This window comes from Nocardioides pocheonensis (genome assembly GCF_003725535.1).
Taxonomy (GTDB): Bacteria; Actinomycetota; Actinomycetes; order Propionibacteriales; family Nocardioidaceae; genus Marmoricola; species Marmoricola pocheonensis.
In genome coordinates this window covers 201516-217569 of sequence record NZ_RJSF01000043.1, presented here as the reverse complement: position 1 = coordinate 217569, position 16054 = coordinate 201516, and the positions used below count along the sequence as shown (strand labels likewise).

19 protein-coding genes are annotated in these 16054 nt (G+C 72.1%); all 19 read left to right on the top strand.

Translation table 11 applies throughout. The annotated features are described in order from the left end of the window. The first annotated feature begins 63 nt into the window (after window positions 1–63). The 19 genes from EFL26_RS17025 (at window position 64) to EFL26_RS16935 (ending at window position 16052) form a co-directional block, all read left to right on the top strand. Window positions 64–1368 carry a FliI/YscN family ATPase gene (locus tag EFL26_RS17025; RefSeq protein WP_123224100.1) on the top strand — a complete coding sequence of 435 codons (1305 nt, stop codon included), beginning with the start codon at window positions 64–66 and terminating at the stop codon, window positions 1366–1368. Next, entirely contained in the window at window positions 1365–1820 is a 456-nt protein-coding gene (locus EFL26_RS17020; protein WP_123224099.1) for a flagellar FliJ family protein, read from the top strand. The genes EFL26_RS17025 and EFL26_RS17020 overlap by 4 nt, the downstream gene beginning before the upstream one ends. Then, the gene (locus tag EFL26_RS17015) at window positions 1817–2836 is read left to right on the top strand and encodes a transglycosylase SLT domain-containing protein (RefSeq protein ID WP_123224098.1); all 1020 of its coding nucleotides are present in this window, start codon (window positions 1817–1819) and stop codon (window positions 2834–2836) included. Before EFL26_RS17020 ends, EFL26_RS17015 begins: the two co-directional genes overlap by 4 nt. Next, complete coding sequence (locus EFL26_RS17010; RefSeq protein WP_123224097.1) at window positions 2833–4059, top strand: flagellar hook-length control protein FliK; 1227 nt, start codon at window positions 2833–2835, stop codon at window positions 4057–4059. Before EFL26_RS17015 ends, EFL26_RS17010 begins: the two co-directional genes overlap by 4 nt. A gap of 10 nt (window positions 4060–4069) precedes the next feature. Beyond that, entirely contained in the window at window positions 4070–4519 is a 450-nt protein-coding gene (locus EFL26_RS17005) for a flagellar hook capping FlgD N-terminal domain-containing protein (RefSeq protein WP_123224096.1), read from the top strand. Window positions 4520–4544: 25 nt separating this feature from the next. Then, the gene (locus EFL26_RS17000; RefSeq protein ID WP_123224095.1) at window positions 4545–5399 is read left to right on the top strand and encodes a flagellar hook-basal body complex protein; all 855 of its coding nucleotides are present in this window, start codon (window positions 4545–4547) and stop codon (window positions 5397–5399) included. Between the two features lie 195 nt (window positions 5400–5594). Beyond that, a complete protein-coding gene (locus EFL26_RS16995; protein WP_123224094.1) occupies window positions 5595–5900 on the top strand; it encodes a flagellar FlbD family protein in 306 nt (101 codons plus the stop codon). Continuing rightward, the gene (locus tag EFL26_RS16990; RefSeq protein ID WP_123224093.1) at window positions 5900–6670 is read left to right on the top strand and encodes a motility protein A; all 771 of its coding nucleotides are present in this window, start codon (window positions 5900–5902) and stop codon (window positions 6668–6670) included. Before EFL26_RS16995 ends, EFL26_RS16990 begins: the two co-directional genes overlap by 1 nt. Beyond that, entirely contained in the window at window positions 6670–7566 is an 897-nt protein-coding gene (locus EFL26_RS16985; RefSeq protein WP_123224092.1) for a flagellar motor protein MotB, read from the top strand. The genes EFL26_RS16990 and EFL26_RS16985 overlap by 1 nt, the downstream gene beginning before the upstream one ends. Beyond that, complete coding sequence (locus tag EFL26_RS16980; RefSeq protein WP_123224091.1) at window positions 7563–8012, top strand: flagellar basal body-associated FliL family protein; 450 nt, start codon at window positions 7563–7565, stop codon at window positions 8010–8012. The genes EFL26_RS16985 and EFL26_RS16980 overlap by 4 nt, the downstream gene beginning before the upstream one ends. A 175-nt stretch (window positions 8013–8187) precedes the next feature. After that, a complete protein-coding gene (locus EFL26_RS16975; protein WP_246000241.1) occupies window positions 8188–9063 on the top strand; it encodes a flagellar motor switch protein FliM in 876 nt (291 codons plus the stop codon). Further along, window positions 9060–9965 (top strand): flagellar motor switch protein FliN, encoded by a 906-nt coding sequence (fliN, locus tag EFL26_RS16970; RefSeq protein ID WP_123224089.1) that lies wholly within the window; start codon window positions 9060–9062, stop codon window positions 9963–9965. Before EFL26_RS16975 ends, fliN begins: the two co-directional genes overlap by 4 nt. 6 nt (window positions 9966–9971) lie before the next feature. Next, complete coding sequence (locus tag EFL26_RS16965) at window positions 9972–10460, top strand: FliO/MopB family protein (protein ID WP_123224088.1); 489 nt, start codon at window positions 9972–9974, stop codon at window positions 10458–10460. Continuing rightward, on the top strand, window positions 10457–11380 hold the full coding sequence (gene fliP, locus EFL26_RS16960) for a flagellar type III secretion system pore protein FliP (RefSeq protein ID WP_183408234.1): 924 nt from the start codon (window positions 10457–10459) through the stop codon (window positions 11378–11380). Before EFL26_RS16965 ends, fliP begins: the two co-directional genes overlap by 4 nt. An 11-nt stretch (window positions 11381–11391) precedes the next feature. After that, complete coding sequence (fliQ, locus tag EFL26_RS16955; protein ID WP_123224087.1) at window positions 11392–11661, top strand: flagellar biosynthesis protein FliQ; 270 nt, start codon at window positions 11392–11394, stop codon at window positions 11659–11661. Window positions 11662–11674: 13 nt separating this feature from the next. Further along, window positions 11675–12439: a flagellar biosynthetic protein FliR gene (locus tag EFL26_RS16950; RefSeq protein ID WP_123224086.1), complete on the top strand. Its 765-nt coding sequence runs from the start codon at window positions 11675–11677 to the stop codon at window positions 12437–12439. A gap of 76 nt (window positions 12440–12515) precedes the next feature. Further along, entirely contained in the window at window positions 12516–13661 is a 1146-nt protein-coding gene (locus tag EFL26_RS16945; protein ID WP_123224085.1) for an EscU/YscU/HrcU family type III secretion system export apparatus switch protein, read from the top strand. 77 nt (window positions 13662–13738) lie between these two features. Further along, window positions 13739–15775, top strand: coding sequence for a flagellar biosynthesis protein FlhA (gene flhA, locus EFL26_RS16940; RefSeq protein WP_123224084.1), 2037 nt, complete (start codon window positions 13739–13741; stop codon window positions 15773–15775). A 22-nt stretch (window positions 15776–15797) separates the two neighbouring features. Further along, window positions 15798–16052, top strand: coding sequence for a hypothetical protein (locus EFL26_RS16935; RefSeq protein WP_123224083.1), 255 nt, complete (start codon window positions 15798–15800; stop codon window positions 16050–16052). Window positions 16053–16054: the final 2 nt, after the last annotated feature.

Genomic DNA, 16054 nt, shown 5'->3' with positions numbered 1-16054 from the left:
GCACAGCCACCCGTGGTCATGCGCGTCCGCACGCCTGCGCCAGACCTTCTCAGGGAGGCGCGCATGACCACGTTGACGCCCTACGTGCGGCACCGGGCGCTGCGCGCCGCCGCGCCGCTGCGGCTCGGACGCGTCGTGGAGCTCGTCGGCCTGCACCTGCTCGTCACCGGCCTCCCGGCCGCGGTCGGGGACCTCGTGGAGATCGAGGGACCGACGCCGGCGCTCGCCGAGGTCGCCGCGAGCGGACCTCGAGGCCTCGTCTGCCTTCCGCTGACCAGCACGTCCGGGCTCCAGGCCGGAGCGCTCGTGCGCCACACCGGTGGCCCGCTGCACATCCACGTCGGCGACGCCCTGCGCGGCCGGGTGCTCGACGGGCTGGGCCGACCCGTGGACGGCGGACCGTCGCTCGACCACCTGCCCGCGGTCCCGGTCGAGCACAGCGCCCCGCCGGCGCTGAGCCGCCCGCGGATCGACCACCAGCTCGGCCTCGGCGTGCGCGCCCTGGACGCGCTGGTGCCCTGCGGTCGCGGCCAGCGGATCGGCATCATGGCGGGCTCCGGCGTGGGCAAGTCGAGCCTGCTCTCGATGGTCGCCCGGGGCACGGACGCCGAGGTCTCGGTGATCGCGCTCGTCGGCGAGCGTGGACGCGAGGTGCGCGAGTTCCTCGACAACGACCTCGGGCCCGAGGGTCTCGCCCGCTCGGTGGTGGTCGTCGCGACGAGCGACGCGCCTCCGGTCGAGCGGCTGCGTGCGGCGTTCGTCGCCACCCGCATCGCCGAGTCCTTCCGCGACGCCGGCCGCCACGTGGTGCTGATGATGGACAGCCTCACCCGGGTCGCCATGGCGCAGCGCGAGATCGGGCTCTCCGCGGGCGAGCCGCCCGCGACCCGCGGCTACCCGCCGAGCGTCTTCGGGCTCCTGCCCCGGCTGCTCGAGCGCGCCGGCACCTCGGCGCACGGCAGCATCACCGGGCTCTACACGGTGCTGGTCGAGGGCGACGACCTCCAGGACCCGATCGGCGACACCGCGCGCTCGATCCTCGACGGGCACGTCGTGCTCTCACGTCGGCTCGCCACCTCGGGGCACTTCCCGAGCATCGACGTCCTCGAGTCGATCTCCCGGACGACGAGCGCGGTCACCGGCCCGGGTCAGCGCGCGGACGCGACCGCGCTGCGCCGGATGCTCGCCGCCCACCGCGACGTCCGCGAGCTGGTCGAGATCGGGGCCTACGTCTCCGGCGCCGACCACGACGCCGACCGGGCACTGGACCTGATGCCGGACATCGACGCGTTCCTGCGGCAGCCGATGGACGAGTCGACGCCGCTGGCCGAGACCTGGTCGCGCCTGCACGAGCTGGTGGCCGCATGAGCGCCCAGGACAACCGCAGCCAGGACGGCATGCGGGCGGTCGAGCGCGTGCGCGGCGTGCGCGAGCAGGACAGCCGGACCGGTCTCCAGCAGGCGCTCGCCGAGCAGCGGCTGCACGAGGCCCGTGTGGCCGAGCTCCGCGGACGCCTCGAGAGCGGGAGCTTCTTCGACTCGGGCTCGGCCGGTTCGTTCCTGGCGCTGCGGGCCTCGCTGGACGCGCTCAGCGCGGCGATCCGGTCCGCGGAGTTCGACGTCGCCGCGCACCGCACGGTCAGCGAGGCGGCGTACGCGCAGTGGGCGCTGGACCGGGCCCGGCTCGCGGCGGTGGAGGCACTGATCGAGCGGCGCGCCGAGGCCACGCGGGCCGAGGCCGCGCGCCGCGAGGCCCGCGAGCTCGACGAGATCGCCGTGCAGCGGTGGCAGCGCCGCGCGTCCGAGCGGGAGGGCGCATGAGCGTCACGGACGTGACCGCCCGGATCCAGCAGATCCAGGCGCAGCTGGCGCTGCTCAACCCGGCGGCCACCACCGGTACGACGGCGACCAGCGGCTCGGACTTCGCCGCCGCGCTCGACGCCACGTCGACGCCGACCGCGTCGGGCGGCACCGGCAGCGGGGACGGCCAGGCGGTCGTCGAGGACGCGAAGAAGTACCTCGGCCTCCCCTACATCTGGGGCGGCACCGACCCGACCAAGGGCCTGGACTGCTCCGGGCTGGTGCAGCGGGTCTACAAGGACCTCGGCTACGACCTGCCGCGGATCTCGGCCGACCAGGCGCGCTCAGGTCGTCCGGTCGCCAGCCTCGCCGACGCCCAGCCCGGCGACATCCTGGCCTGGGACAACTCGAGCCGGAACAACGGCGCCGACCACGTGGCGATCTACATCGGCGACGGCAAGATGATCGAGGCCGCGCGCCCGGGCACGAACATCCGGATCAGCGACGTCTACGGCAGCCCGATCATCCGGCGGATCCTCCCGGACGCCGGCACCGCGGCCACGGCGGGCACCACCGGCGCCACCGGCGCCACCGCCTCGGCGGGCACGGTCAACGGGTGGAACGCGATCACCGGGACCGCCTTCCGGACCACCGCCGGCGCCACGCCGTACGACGGCATGTTCGCAGCCGCGGCGCAGAAGTACGGCGTACCGGCGGCCCTCCTCTCCGCCGTCGCCAAGCAGGAGTCGGGCTACAACCCGTCGGCGGTGAGCCGGGCCGGCGCCCAGGGGCTGATGCAGCTGATGCCCGGCACCGCGAAGCACCTCGGCGTCAACCCGCTCGACCCGGCCCAGGCGATCGACGGTGCCGCCCGGATGCTGCGCGACCTGACCCACCGGTTCGGCAGCACCGAGCTCGCCCTGGCGGCGTACAACGCCGGCCCGGGAGCCGTCCTGAAGTACCAGGGCGTCCCGCCCTATCCCGAGACGCAGCGCTACGTGCGCAACGTCATGTCCCTCATGAAGGCGGCCGCATGACCATCACACCCACCGCCCCCGCACCCGCGGTCGTGCCGGCCGGCGCGGCCGAGCCGGGCGCGGCAGCCACCGTGCCCGGCGACTTCCTCGCCCTGGTCCAGCAGGCCCTCGCCGACGCGCTCGGGGGCGCGCCGGACAGCGCGTCCGCAGGCACCGGGACCCCGGGGGCCGCCACCGGTACGCCGGCCGCGACCGTCGTCGGCGCCACGCCGGCCCTGCCCGGAGCCACCGGGACGAGCGCCGGTGCGTCCGCCGGTCCGGACCCGGCCGACCCCACGGCAGGCACCGAGACGGACACCGGGAAGGACGCGGCCCTGGCCGCGGCCGCCGCCGGGCTGACGGCCGTGGTCGCTCCGATGCCTCAGGTGACGCCCACCGGCACCGGACCGTCCGACGGCTCGGCCCCCGGGGTCACCGCCGCCTCCACCGGGCAGGGTCTCCCCGCCACGGACGGCGTCGCGAAGGGCGCGGCCGGACACGGCACATCCAGCCACCACGCCTCGGACCCGGCCGGTGGCCCGGCCGCCGACGTGACGGCGACACCCGCGGCGCCCGCCGCCCCGACCGCCGCCGGCGACAGCGGCCAGAGCCTCGGCCAGCACGGGGACCCGGGTGGTCGTCCCCAGGGCGACGTACTGCTCGGCCTCGTGCCGACGACGGCGACTGCAGCGCCGGCAGCGGGAACCGCCCCCGCGACCGCGACCGCACCGGCCGCGCACGTCGGCGGACAGGTCTTCCCCGAGGTGACCAGCCTGGTCTCCCGCGGCAACGGCACCCACCGGATCACGCTCACCCTCAAGCCCGAGGCACTCGGCGAGGTGCGGGTCGTGATGACCGTGCGCGACGGCGCGGTGCACGTGCGCCTCGCGGCCGGGCACGAGGCGCAGCAGGCCCTGCTCGAGGGATCCACCGAGCTGAGCCGGCTGCTCGAGCGGGCCGGCGCGACCGAGACCCGCATCGCCGTGCGCGACCTCTCCGGAGCGACCGCACCCACCACCGGAACCAGCACCGGTTCCGACACCGGATCCGGCACCGGCCCCGACCTCGGTCAGGGCGCGGGCCTCGGTGCCGGGGACAACCGGTCCCAGGACCAGCACGCAGGGACGCGTGCGGAGCACGAAGCCACGGACGGCCGGCAGATCAGCAGCACCACCGGGGCGAGCGCGCCCCGGCCGGTCCAGTCGGTCACGCGCACCCCCTCGGGTGTCGACGTGACCATGTGAGGAGGGAACGATGTCGATCCCGGCCACCGAGTCCGTGACCCCCGGCATGTTCGGCACGACGACGGCTTCGTCGACGGCCGGCACGACGAAGACGTCTGCGGACAAGGACATGTTCCTGCAGCTCCTCGTCGCGCAGATGAAGTACCAGGACCCGATGAACCCGACCGACTCGAGCCAGTTCCTGTCCCAGTCGGCCCAGTTCACCGCGCTGGAGAAGATGCAGAACGTCGCCGACCAGACCTCGATGCTGCTCTCGGCCCAGATGGCGTTCGGCGCCAGCGGGCTGATCGGCAAGCAGGTCAGCTGGCTCGACTCCGACGGCGCCAGCAAGAGCGGGGTCGTCTCGAGCGTGACGTTCGGGGCCAAGGGACCCGAGCTCGACGTCAACGGGACCACCCTCCCGCTCGCCTCCGTCGTCTCCGTCACCGACAAGAACTCCACCACCAACCCGGCCGCCTGAGGCCACCGAACGGTTAGGACACACCATGCTTCGCTCACTCTTCGCCGGCATCAGCGGGCTCCGCGTCAACCAGACCATGCTCGACGTCACCGGCAACAACATCGCCAACGCGAACACGATCGGCTTCAAGTCCTCGTCGACGGTGTTCCAGGACACGCTGAGCCAGATGCTCACCGCAGCCTCCAGCGCGAACGCCACCCGGGGAGGCACGAACCCCATGCAGGTCGGGCTCGGCGTGCAGCTCGCGGCCACCAACACCAACTTCAACCAGGGTGCCGCCCAGACCACCGGGCGTCCCACGGACCTGATGATCCAGGGCGACGGCATGTTCGTCGTGCAGAAGGGCAACGAGCAGCTCTACACCCGGGCCGGCGCGTTCACCTTCGACAACAACGGCACGCTGGTCACCCCCACCGGCAACCGGGTCCAGGGCTACGCCCTCGACGCGGCGGGCCTGCCCACCGGCGGCCTGATCGACGTCACCCTCAACACGGGCGCGCTGACCCCGCCGGTGCCGGCCGGCGTCCAGCTGACGTCGTACAACATCGGTGCCGACGGCAAGCTGCGCGGCATCTTCGACGACGGCGTCCAGCGCGACATGGCCCAGCTCGCGCTGGCCAACTTCAACAACCCGATGGGCCTGGAGAAGGTCGGCGAGACGTCGTTCCGGCAGTCGGCCAACTCCGGCGTCGCCCAGCTCGGCGTCGCCGGCCAGGGCCGCCTGGGCACGCTCGTGGGCGGTGCGCTGGAGATGTCGAACGTGGACCTGTCCGCGGAGTTCACCAACCTGATCCTCGCCCAGCGCGGGTTCCAGGCGAGCTCGCGCGTGATCACGACGTCCGACCAGGTGCTCGAGGACCTGGTCAACATCAAGCGCTGACGCACGCTGTCGAGGCGTCGCAGGCGTGGGGTCATCCCCCGCCTGCGGCGCTTCGGCGCGTCCGGGCGTGACCGGACCGGAAGCACCTGCTCCCGGCGCTTCGCCCCAACCGCTCAAGTACGGCGACAGGCAGCCGATCTACCTCCTCGAAGGGCCATGGACGGCCCGGGTTCCAGGCACAAGGAAGGTGCGCACATGATCACGCTCACGCGGCTCTCGGGATCGGCGTTCGTGCTGAACTCCGACCTGATCGAGCGCATCGACTGCACGCCTGACACCGTGATCACCCTGATCGACGGCAAGAAGTACGTGGTCTCGGAGTCGCTGGAGACCATCGTCGACGCGGTCCGCGACTACCGCAGCCAGGTGGTCGCCTTCGGCTCCCAGATCGCCGAGGCACCGCCCCCGCCGCTGAGGAGCGCACGCGGCAACGAGCCCGAGCACGCGTCGTCCGAGCGCTCCAACCTCGTCCCGCTGGCTCGTCCCCACGGGGAGTGCTGATGGACCTCGCACCCGCAATCGGCATCGCCGGCGGCTTCGCGGTCGTCATCGCCGCCAACGTCCTCGAAGGCGGCAACCCCTCCAGCCTCATCCTCGGACCGCCGCTGCTGCTCGTCTTCGGCACCACGATCCTGGTCAGCATCGCCGGTGGCACCATGAGCGACGCGAAGAACATCGTCGGGTCGATGGTGCGCGCCTTCACGGGCAAGGTCGAGCCGGCCTCCGCGATGATCCCCGAGATCGTCACGCTCGCCGAGCGCGCCCGCCGCGAGGGCCTGCTCGCGCTGGAGGAGACCCTGACCACGATCGACGACCCCTTCCTGGTCAAGGGCGTCACGATGGCGATCGACGGCACCGACCCCGAGGAGCTGCGCGACATCCTCGAGGCCGAGGTGCACGCCAAGCGCGGCGAGGACCGCCAGGCCGCGAAGTTCTTCGCCGACGCCGGCGCCTACGCACCCACGATCGGCATCATCGGCACGGTCATGGGCCTGGTGCACGTGCTGGAGAACCTCACCACCCCCGACGAGCTCGGGCCGCTGATCGCCGGGGCGTTCGTCGCCACCCTGTGGGGCGTCACCTCGGCCAACGTGCTCTGGCTGCCGCTGAGCAGCCGGCTCAAGCGCCTCGGACAGCTCGAGTGCGACCGGATGGAGCTCGCGATCGAGGGAGTCGCGGCGATCCAGGCCGGTTCGAACCCGCGCATCATCGCCCAGAAGCTCACGTCGCTGCTCCCCTCGCGGGAGCGCGCCGAGGTCGAGGCGGCCTGATGTCACGCCGTCGCCGCTCCTCCGGGCACGAGGAGGAGCACGAGAACCACGAGCGCTGGCTGGTGACGTACGCCGACATGGTGACCCTGCTGATGGTGCTCTTCATCGTCATGTTCGCGATGAGCCAGGTGGACCAGAAGAAGTTCGACCAGCTCCGCGCCGGCCTCGCCGTCGGCTTCGGGCAGTCGCCCTCGATCAAGGAGGGATCGTCGTCGATCCTGGACCAGCAGGGCGAGAGCGCAGCCGAGGCGATCGCCCCGCAGCAGCTGTCCCTCGACCCCAAGAGCATGAAGACCTCGGCGACGTCGAAGGCGATCGCGGCGCACGAGGACGCCGTGCAGCAGGCCCGCCTGGCCGACGCGCGCTCCGAGGTCGACCGGCTCAAGGCGCTGCTCGAGCGGCTGAACCGGGCCCTCCGCGCGCACCACCTCCAGGACGACGTCCAGGCCTCGATCGACAACCGCGGCCTGGTGGTCAGCCTGGTCTCGCGGCACGTGGTGTTCGAGCCGAACCTCGCGACGCTCTCACCCCGGGGCCAGCTGGTCGTCGACACCCTGGCGCCGGTGCTGCGTGACATCCCCGACCCGCTCGAGATCGACGGCCACACCAACCAGGTGAAGGTCAAGCCGAAGTTCTACCCCACCGACTGGGAGCTCTCCGCGGCCCGCGCGGTGACCGTCCTGCGCCACCTCAACGAGGTCGACCGCGTGCCGGCCGACCGGATGACGGCGTCGGCGTTCGGCCACGAGAAGCCGCTCGTGGACCCGTCCAAGCCCGGATCCCAGCGGATCAACAAGCGCGTGGACATCGTGATCCTCTCGACACTGCCCAGTGAGACCAGAGCCCTGATCACCCAGGTGATGCAGGAGCAAGGAGCCGGAGGAGGGCTCTCATGACCGTGACCGCGATACCCCAGACACCCACCCAGGACGAGGCCGACGCCGCCGCCAAGGGCGGCCGCAGCAAGAAGAAGCTGATCGTGATCCTCGTCGCCGTGCTGGCGATCGGCGGCGGCGGCTACTGGTTCTTCCTCAAGCCCAGCCCGCCTCCGGGGCCGCCGAAGCCCGGGGACGTGGTCACGCTCGAGCCGATCCAGGTGAACCTCTCCGCGTCCCACTACCTGCGGGTGGGGATCGCCCTGCAGCTGGTCGCCGGCGCCGCGAAGGTGGACGGCAGCAAGGCGCTCGACGCGACCATCGAGGAGTTCAGCGGCCTCCCGATGGACGCGGTGAACGACCCGGCCAAGCGGGCGACGTACAAGAAGGCGCTGGAGGACAAGCTCGGCAAGAGCTACGACGGGGACGTGATGGGGGTGTACTTCACCGAATTCGTCACCCAGTAGTCCAGGTCGGCTCGCCCGCCGGAACCCGGCGGGCGAAACGTCCTTGGCCAGTTTCACTCAGGTCGGCGCCGACCGCGCCGATTCGACCCCCGTGAGTCTCCTTGGGTCAGCGTCCCCCGCGCGGTCGGGCTCGACGTCCTCGCGCGCCCGCAGGCGTGCGGGCACCGTCGCGCCGGTGCCCTACGACTTCCGGCGGCCGATCCAGCTCTCCCGGGAGCACTCGCGCATCCTCCAGCTCGGCTTCGACGGCTTCGCGCGCCAGTCGACCACCGTGTTCACGTCCTCGCTGCGCACCGTGTGCCAGGTCTCGCTGGCCTCCATCGAGCAGCGCAGCTACGCCGAGTACGTCGACTCGCTGGACGCCTCGACGTACCTCACCATGTTCTCGGCCGACCCGATGCCGGGCCTCGGCGTGCTCGAGATCCCGCTGGTGGCGACGATGGCCTGCGTCGACCACATGCTCGGCGGGCCCGGACACACCGACCAGCCCGAGCGCCCGCTGACCGAGATCGAGAGCGGCGTCATCGGCGGCCTCATCGAGCGGCTGCTCGGCGAGATGCGCTACTCCCTCGCCGCGATCGTGCCGCTCGAGCCCGCCGTGCGCGGCATCGAGTACAGCCCCCAGTTCGCGCAGGTCGCGGGCGCTGCCGACGTGATGGTGGTCTGCACCTTCGACCTGCGGATCGACGAGCGGCAGAACCAGCTGACGGTCTGCCTGCCCTTCAGCGGGCTGCTCCCCCACCTGACCTCCGCCGCCGCCCCGGCCCCGGCCTCCGAGCGCGAGCGCCTCAAGCGCGCGGAAGCCGCCCAGCAGCTGCAGACGCGGTTCCAGAGCGTCCCGCTGGACGTCGCCGTGCGCTTCCGCGCCACCCACCTCGCCCCCGACGCGCTCACGACCCTCGAGCCGGGTGCCGTCCTGCGCCTCAACCACCCCTCGTCCGCACCGCTCGACGTGACCGTGGACGACGTGACCTTTGCCCACGCCACCGCCGGCGCCCAGGGCCAGCGCCTCGCCGCCCTCATCGTGGGCACCCGTAAGGAGAACCGATGACCACCTCCCCGCTCGACCACCCGACCGGTGCGGACCTCGCGCTGGCCGCGGCCACCGCCGCCGCGGCCGTGCTGCCGTCGGTGGAGCCGCTCATGGCCGCCGGGGCGCAGCCGGGCAACGAGCACGTCACGGCCGCGTTCTCCGGAGCCGCGATCGCCGAGCTCGAGGGCGCCCGGACCGGCCGGATCGCCGTGCTCGTCGGCGAGGAGCTCACCGACGCGCTCGCCGCCAGCCCGCTCGAGGGGCTCGACCTCGCGGCCGCGACCCAGCCGGCCCTCGACGCCGTCGCCGCCACCCTCGGTGTCGCCGCCCGGGCCGCGCGCACGGTCGACCTCGACCTGGTGGTCTCCGACCTGGGCGCGGACTTCACCGTGGTGCCCCTGATCGGCGCCGGCATCGCCGCCTCCATCCTGATCCAGGACCACCTGCTCGACCAGCCGGTCGACGTCGCGGCCGCCCCGGTCGCCGCTCAGCCCGAGCCCACCGCGGCCCAGCAGCTCGCGGACACCGTCGTCGACGCGGCGCCGCCGGCGCCCGCACAGCCGGTCACCCAGCCGGTTGCCCAGCCCGTTGCCCAGCCCGTTGCCGAGCCCGTCGCCCAGCCCGTGGGCCAGCCGGTCGCCGCCGGCGGGTCGGTCACCCCGCTGCCCGCGACCCGCGGTATCGAGATGCTCCACGGCGTCGACATGGAGGTGACCGTCGAGCTCGGCCGCACCCGCATGACCGTGCGCGACCTGCTCGCCCTCACGCCCGGCGCCGTGCTCGAGCTCGACCGGGCGGCCGGCAGCCCGGCCGACCTGCTGGTCAACGGCCGCCTGATCGCGCGGGGCGAGGTCGTCGTCGTCGACGAGGACTTCGGCCTGCGGGTCACCGAGATCGTCGACGACGCCAGGGCGGTCTGACGCCCGATGCTCGAGCTCACCATCCGGCTGATCGTCTCCCTCGCGATCGTCGTCGGTCTCCTCCTCGTGCTCGCCCGGGTGGGCGCGCGCAAGTTCCGCGGCCAGGCCGGAGCGCTCGTCCGCGTGGTGCACCGGCAGCCGCTGAGCCGCACCTCGGCGGTCGCCGTGGTCACGGTGGGCTCGCGCGTCCTCGTCCTCGGCACCACCGAGCACCAGGTCAGCATCCTCACCGAGCTGGAGCCGGAGGAGCTGGACGGCGAGGCCGACCTCGCCCTCGCCACGGACCTGGTCGACCCCCTCGACGAGACCGACGAGATCGCGACGCTGGACACCCTCGGGGTCCGGCACGCGGTCCGGAACCAGCGTCCGATGATCGCCGACCCGCTGCAGCGGGGGCCGCTCGCCGGGTCGGTCCTGTCGGTGCAGACCTGGCGGCAGGCGTTCCACGTGGCCAGCCAGGCCGCCAACCGGGCCACCGGCCGGCGGGCCTCGTGACCCGGCGACTCGTGCAGGTCCTGGGCACGCTCGCCCTCGGCCTGGCCGCCGGCGTCGTGCTGGTGCTGGCGCCCGCCGGAGCAGCGTCCGCCGACCCCTCGGCCGTCACCGCGCGCACCGCCGCCGCCTCCTCCGGTACGCCGGTCACGGCGCCTCGCGTCGGGCCGGTCAGCGCGATCGACGTCCGGATGCCCGACGTACCGGGTCCCCACGGGCCGAACGGGCCCACGGGCACCGGCACGGGCACCGACACCTCGGTGACCGTCGACCTGGGCGGGCTCACGAACAAGCCGAGCACCTCGGTCACCGTGATCATCGCGCTGACCCTGCTCTCGCTGCTGCCGGCGATCCTGCTCACCTGCACGAGCTTCACCAAGATCCTCGTGGTCCTCGGCCTGACCCGCAACGCGCTCGGCCTGCAGCAGACGCCGCCGAACCAGGTGCTCGCCGGCCTCGCGCTGTTCCTGAGCCTGTTCATCATGTCCCCGGTGCTGAGCAGCATCAACGAAGCCGGCGTGCAGCCCTACCTGCACGGCACCAAGACCAGCGCGCAGGCCTACCAGGACGGCGTGAAGCCGCTGAAGGGCTTCATGCTCGAGCACACGAACAAGGACGAGCTCACCCTGCTGACCAGCGTGGCCAAGCGCGACCTGCCCAAGAACAAGGACGACGTCTCGATGGCGACGCTCGTGCCGGCGTTCGTGCTCAGCGAGCTCAAGCAGGCCTTCATCATCGGGTTCATCGTGTTCATCCCGTTCCTCGTGATCGACATCGTCGTCAGCGGGGCCCTGATGGCACTGGGCATGATGATGATGCCGCCCGTGATGGTGTCGCTGCCGTTCAAGCTCCTGCTGTTCGTGCTCGTCGACGGGTGGGGCCTGGTGATCCGGTCCGTCGTGGCCAGCTACGGAACCGGGTAGGGAACGGCGCCATGTCCGACACCACGATCATCTCCCTCGCCCTGCAGACCATGCTGGTCGCGCTGAAGCTCTCCGCGCCGATCCTGGTCACCTCGCTGGTCATCGGGTTCACGATCTCGCTGTTCCAGTCGATGACCCAGATCCAGGAGTTCACGCTGGCGTTCGTCCCCAAGGTCATCGGGGTCGGCATCGCGCTGCTCGTGTGCGGCAACTGGATGCTGCACACCCTCGTGGACTTCACCGTCAACCTGTTCGAGGGCATTCCCTCCCTGCTGGGCTGAAGGCACCCCTGTCGTGACCCTCACCCTGGCCGGCGAGCCGCTGATCGCCTACCTGCTCGCCTCGGTGCGCATCCTGGCGTGGTTCGCGATCGTGCCGCCGTTCTCCTCGCGGGCGGTGCCCTCGATGGCCAAGGTGGTGCTCTCCCTGGGCCTGGCCTTCGCGGTGTCGCCGACGCTCTCGGGCGACATCCCGGTCGGCTTCGCCGAGCTCGCGGTCAACGTCGTGACGCAGGTGCTGATCGGCGCGGGGATGGGGTTCATCACCTACCTGCTGTTCCAGGCGATCGCCACGGCCGGGAGCCTCATCGACCTGTTCGGCGGCTTCGCCCTCGCCCAGGGCTTCGACCCGCTCGGTCTCACGATGAACACGATCTTCGGCAAGTTCCACCAGATGCTCGCGACCATGCTGCTCTTCGCCAGCGGCGGGCACCTGCTGGTGATCGGGGGCCTGCTCAAGACCTTCCAGTTCCTGCCCCTGGGCAAGAGCCCGCACATCAGCGGGCCCACCGACATGCTGGTCACCGCGTTCGGGATGTTCTTCACCACGGCGGTGCAGATCGCCCTGCCGATGATCGCGGTGCTGTTCATCGCCGACCTCGGCCTGGCGCTCCTCACGAAGGTGGCGCCGCAGCTGAACGCGATCAACGTGATGTTCCCGGCGAAGATCGGCCTCACCCTCCTCCTGGTCGGGCTGTCGTTCCCGGTGCTTCCGGAGGCGATGAGTCGGCTCATCGACCTGGCCAACCAGGCCACCTCGACGATTGCGGGGGCACCGTGAGCGAGCGCAGCGAGCTCACCATCAGGCACAGTGCGGTGGGAGCCTCGCCCGCGCCCGCAGCGGAGCGAGGACGCGGATGAGTTCGGAGAAGACCGAGAAGCCCACCGCCCGGCGCCGCAAGGAGTCGCGCAAGGAGGGACAGGTCCCGCGCACCCAGGAGCTCGGCGGCTGGGCGTCCCTGCTCGTCGTCGGTGCCGCGGCGCCGACGCTGCTCTCCCGGGAGCTCGGGTCGCTGCAGCAGCTGATGGTGACCTGCCTGAGCCTCGGCGACCGGGCGACGCCCGAACGGGCCCTGGGCCTGCTCGGCCAGGGCGGCCAGCACATCATCTACGCGCTCGTGATCCTCGGCTGCTCGATCATGGTGATCGGGGTCGGCTCGGCGCTCGCCCAGGGCGGCCTGTACTTCGCCACCAAGTCGCTCAAGCCCAAGCTCAGCAAGCTCGACCCGATCAAGGGAGCCAAGCGGATCTTCGGGCCGCACGCCCTGTGGGAGGGCGCCAAGATGCTGCTGAAGAGCGCGTTCGTCGCGCTCCTCGTCTACGCCACGATCCGGTCGGTGATGCCGCTGATCGGCGGCCTGGTGCCGGTCGAGACCGTGCTCGACACCGTGCGCGGCCGGGCGCTCGGCCTGGTCCGCAACATCGCGTTCGTCGGGCTGGGCATGGCCGCGGCCGACTACGCCATGCAACGGCGCCGGGTCGGCAAGCAGACCCGGATGAGCAAGGAAGAGGTCAAGCAGGAGCACAAGCAGTCCGAGGGCGACCCGATGGTCAAGAGCGCGATCCGGTCGCGCCAGCTGGCCGCCGCACGCAACCGGATGATGGCCGACGTGCCGACCGCCGACGTGGTGCTGGTCAACCCCACGCACGTCGCGGTGGCCCTGCGCTACGAGCCGGCGCGCGGGGCACCCCGGGTGGTCGCACGCGGGGCCGGCGCGATCGCGGCCAAGATCCGCGAGCTCGCCACCGACGAGAAGGTCCCGCTCGTGCGCGACGTCCCCCTCGCGCGCGCGCTCTACCGCTCGACCAAGGTGGGGCAGGAGATCCCGCCCGAGCTGTTCGCCGCGGTCGCCCAGGTGCTCGCGTTCGTGATCAGCCGCCGGACCCAGGGCCAGCACGGCGGCGAGCACCACACCCCGCGTGGCCAGGGCGAGCTGCCGAGCGTCGTACCGGCCGGAAGACGGCGTTCGAAGCCCTCAGGTCCTCCGGCGATCGGCCGATAGGGACCTCGACGCCCAGGACGGCCGTCACCCCACGCCACGGACGGCGCGCCCCGCAACTCGACGGAGTCGAACCGCCCATGAAGCGTGCGACGCAGCTCGGCGTCCCGGTCGGCATCGTGTTCATCGTGGTGATGCTGGTCGTCCCGCTGCCCGCGATCCTGCTCGACCTGTTCATCGCCCTCAACATCACCGGCGCGCTGCTGATCCTGCTCACCGCGATGTTCATCCACCGGCCGCTGGACTTCGCCGCGTTCCCCGCGGTCATCCTGGTGATGACGCTCTTCCGGCTGGCCCTCAACGTCAGCGCCACCCGGCTCGTCCTCCTGCACGGGTACGCCGGCAAGGTGATCGACACCTTCGGGCACTTCGTCGTCGGCGGCTCGCTGCTGGTCGGGCTGATCGTGTTCGCGATCCTGCTGGTGATCCAGTTCGTGGTCATCACCAACGGTGCCGGCCGGGTCGCCGAGGTCGGCGCGCGGTTCACCCTGGACGCGATGCCCGGCAAGCAGATGGCGATCGACGCCGACCTGAACTCCGGGCTGATCGACGAGGAGGAGGCACGCCGCCGTCGGCGCGAGGTGCACGCCGAGGCGGACTTCTACGGGGCGATGGACGGTGCCTCGAAGTTCGTGAAGGGCGACGCGATCGCCGCGATCGTGATCACGCTGGTGAACCTGGTCGGCGGCTTCGGCGTCGGCGTCGCGCAGAAGCACATGCCCTTCGGCGACGCGGTGTCGACGTACAGCCTGCTGTCGATCGGTGACGGCCTCGTCTCCCAGATCCCCGCCCTGCTGCTCTCGGTCGCGACCGGCCTCATCGTGACGCGGTCCACCGGCGAGGAGGACATGGGCTCGGACATCCTGCGCCAGATGACCAGCAACCGGGTGCCGATGCGCGTGGCCGGCTTCGCCGCGCTGGCGCTGTGCCTGATCCCGGGCCTGCCCAAGATCCCGTTCATCATCGCCGGTGGCATCGTGCTGCTCGCCTCGACGCGGGTCGCCGACGAGGTCGAGCCGGAGCTGTCCGAGGCCGCTGCGCTGGCACTGCCGTCGCCGGACTCGCCGGAGATCCTCGCCGCTGAGATCCGCGTGGACCCACTCGGCCTCGAGCTGTCCGCGGACATCATCGACCTGGTCGACCCGAGCGCCGGGGGCGACCTGCTCGACCGGGTCAAGGCCCTGCGCCGCAAGGTGGCCTCCGACATCGGCATCGTGGTGCCGCCCGTGCGGACCCGCGACAACCTGGACCTGCCGCTGCGCACCTACGCGATCAAGCTGTTCGGCATCGAGGTCGCCCGCGGCGAGGCGCCCCCGGGCACGGTGCTCGCGATCGGCGACTTCCTCGGCTCGCTGCCCGGCCAGCCCACCCGGGAGCCGGTCTTCGGCCTCGAGGCGAAGTGGATCCCTGCCGAGCTGCGCAACCAGGCCGAGATGGGCGGGGCGACGGTCGTCGACCGTGCCTCCGTGATCACCACGCACCTCGCCGAGGTGGTCACCACGCACGCCGCGCGGCTCCTCGGCCGCGAGGACGTGCGGATGCTCACCGACGTCGTGAAGCGGACCCACCCTGTCGTCGTGGACGAGCTGACCCCGGCCGCACTGAGCCTCGGCGAGGTGCAGCGCGTCCTCCAGTCGCTGCTCGACGAGGGCGTCTCGGTGCGCGACCTGGTCCGGATCTACGAGGCGCTCTCGCTGCGGGCGGCCGTCACCAAGGACCTCGACTCGCTCGTCGACGCCGCTCGCCAGGCGCTCGGCCCGGCGATCGTCGCGCCGTACGTCGCCGACGGCGCGATCCACGTGATGAGCCTCGACCCGCAGCTCGAGCAGCGCATGCTCGAGGACCTGCGTCCGACCGAGCACGGCACCGTGATCGCCCTGGACCCCGAGCTCGGCCAGTCCGTGCTGCACCAGGTCTCCGGGCTGCTCACGTCCGCCGAGAACTCCGGCCACCACCCCGTGCTGGTCTGCTCACCGCAGATCCGCTCCGCCCTGCGGCGGCTGCTGCGGCCCTCGTTCCACCAGCTTCCGGTGCTGTCCTACCAGGAGCTCGTCGGCGCCGCGACGGTGCGGTCGGTCGGCGTGGTCTCCCCCGACCGAATGGCGGTGACTGCATGACACCTCTCCCGGGTGCCCTCCGATGAGCCCGCTGTCCGGGGGCGTGATCGGCGGCGCGACCATCGTCTCCTCGCCCGCGCTCTGGCTGGCGCTGGTCGACCGGACGCTGCCGCTGGACGTCGCGCTGACCCGCTACCTGGTCGCGCTGGTGCTGTGCTGGGCGGCCCTGAGCGTGGTCGCCACCTGGGCCCTGCCGGACCCAGCCGCCGTCAAGCGCGAGCCGGCGCAGGAGGCCACCGGCGAGGTACCCGAGGTCGGCGACCTCGAGGACGTCTGAGG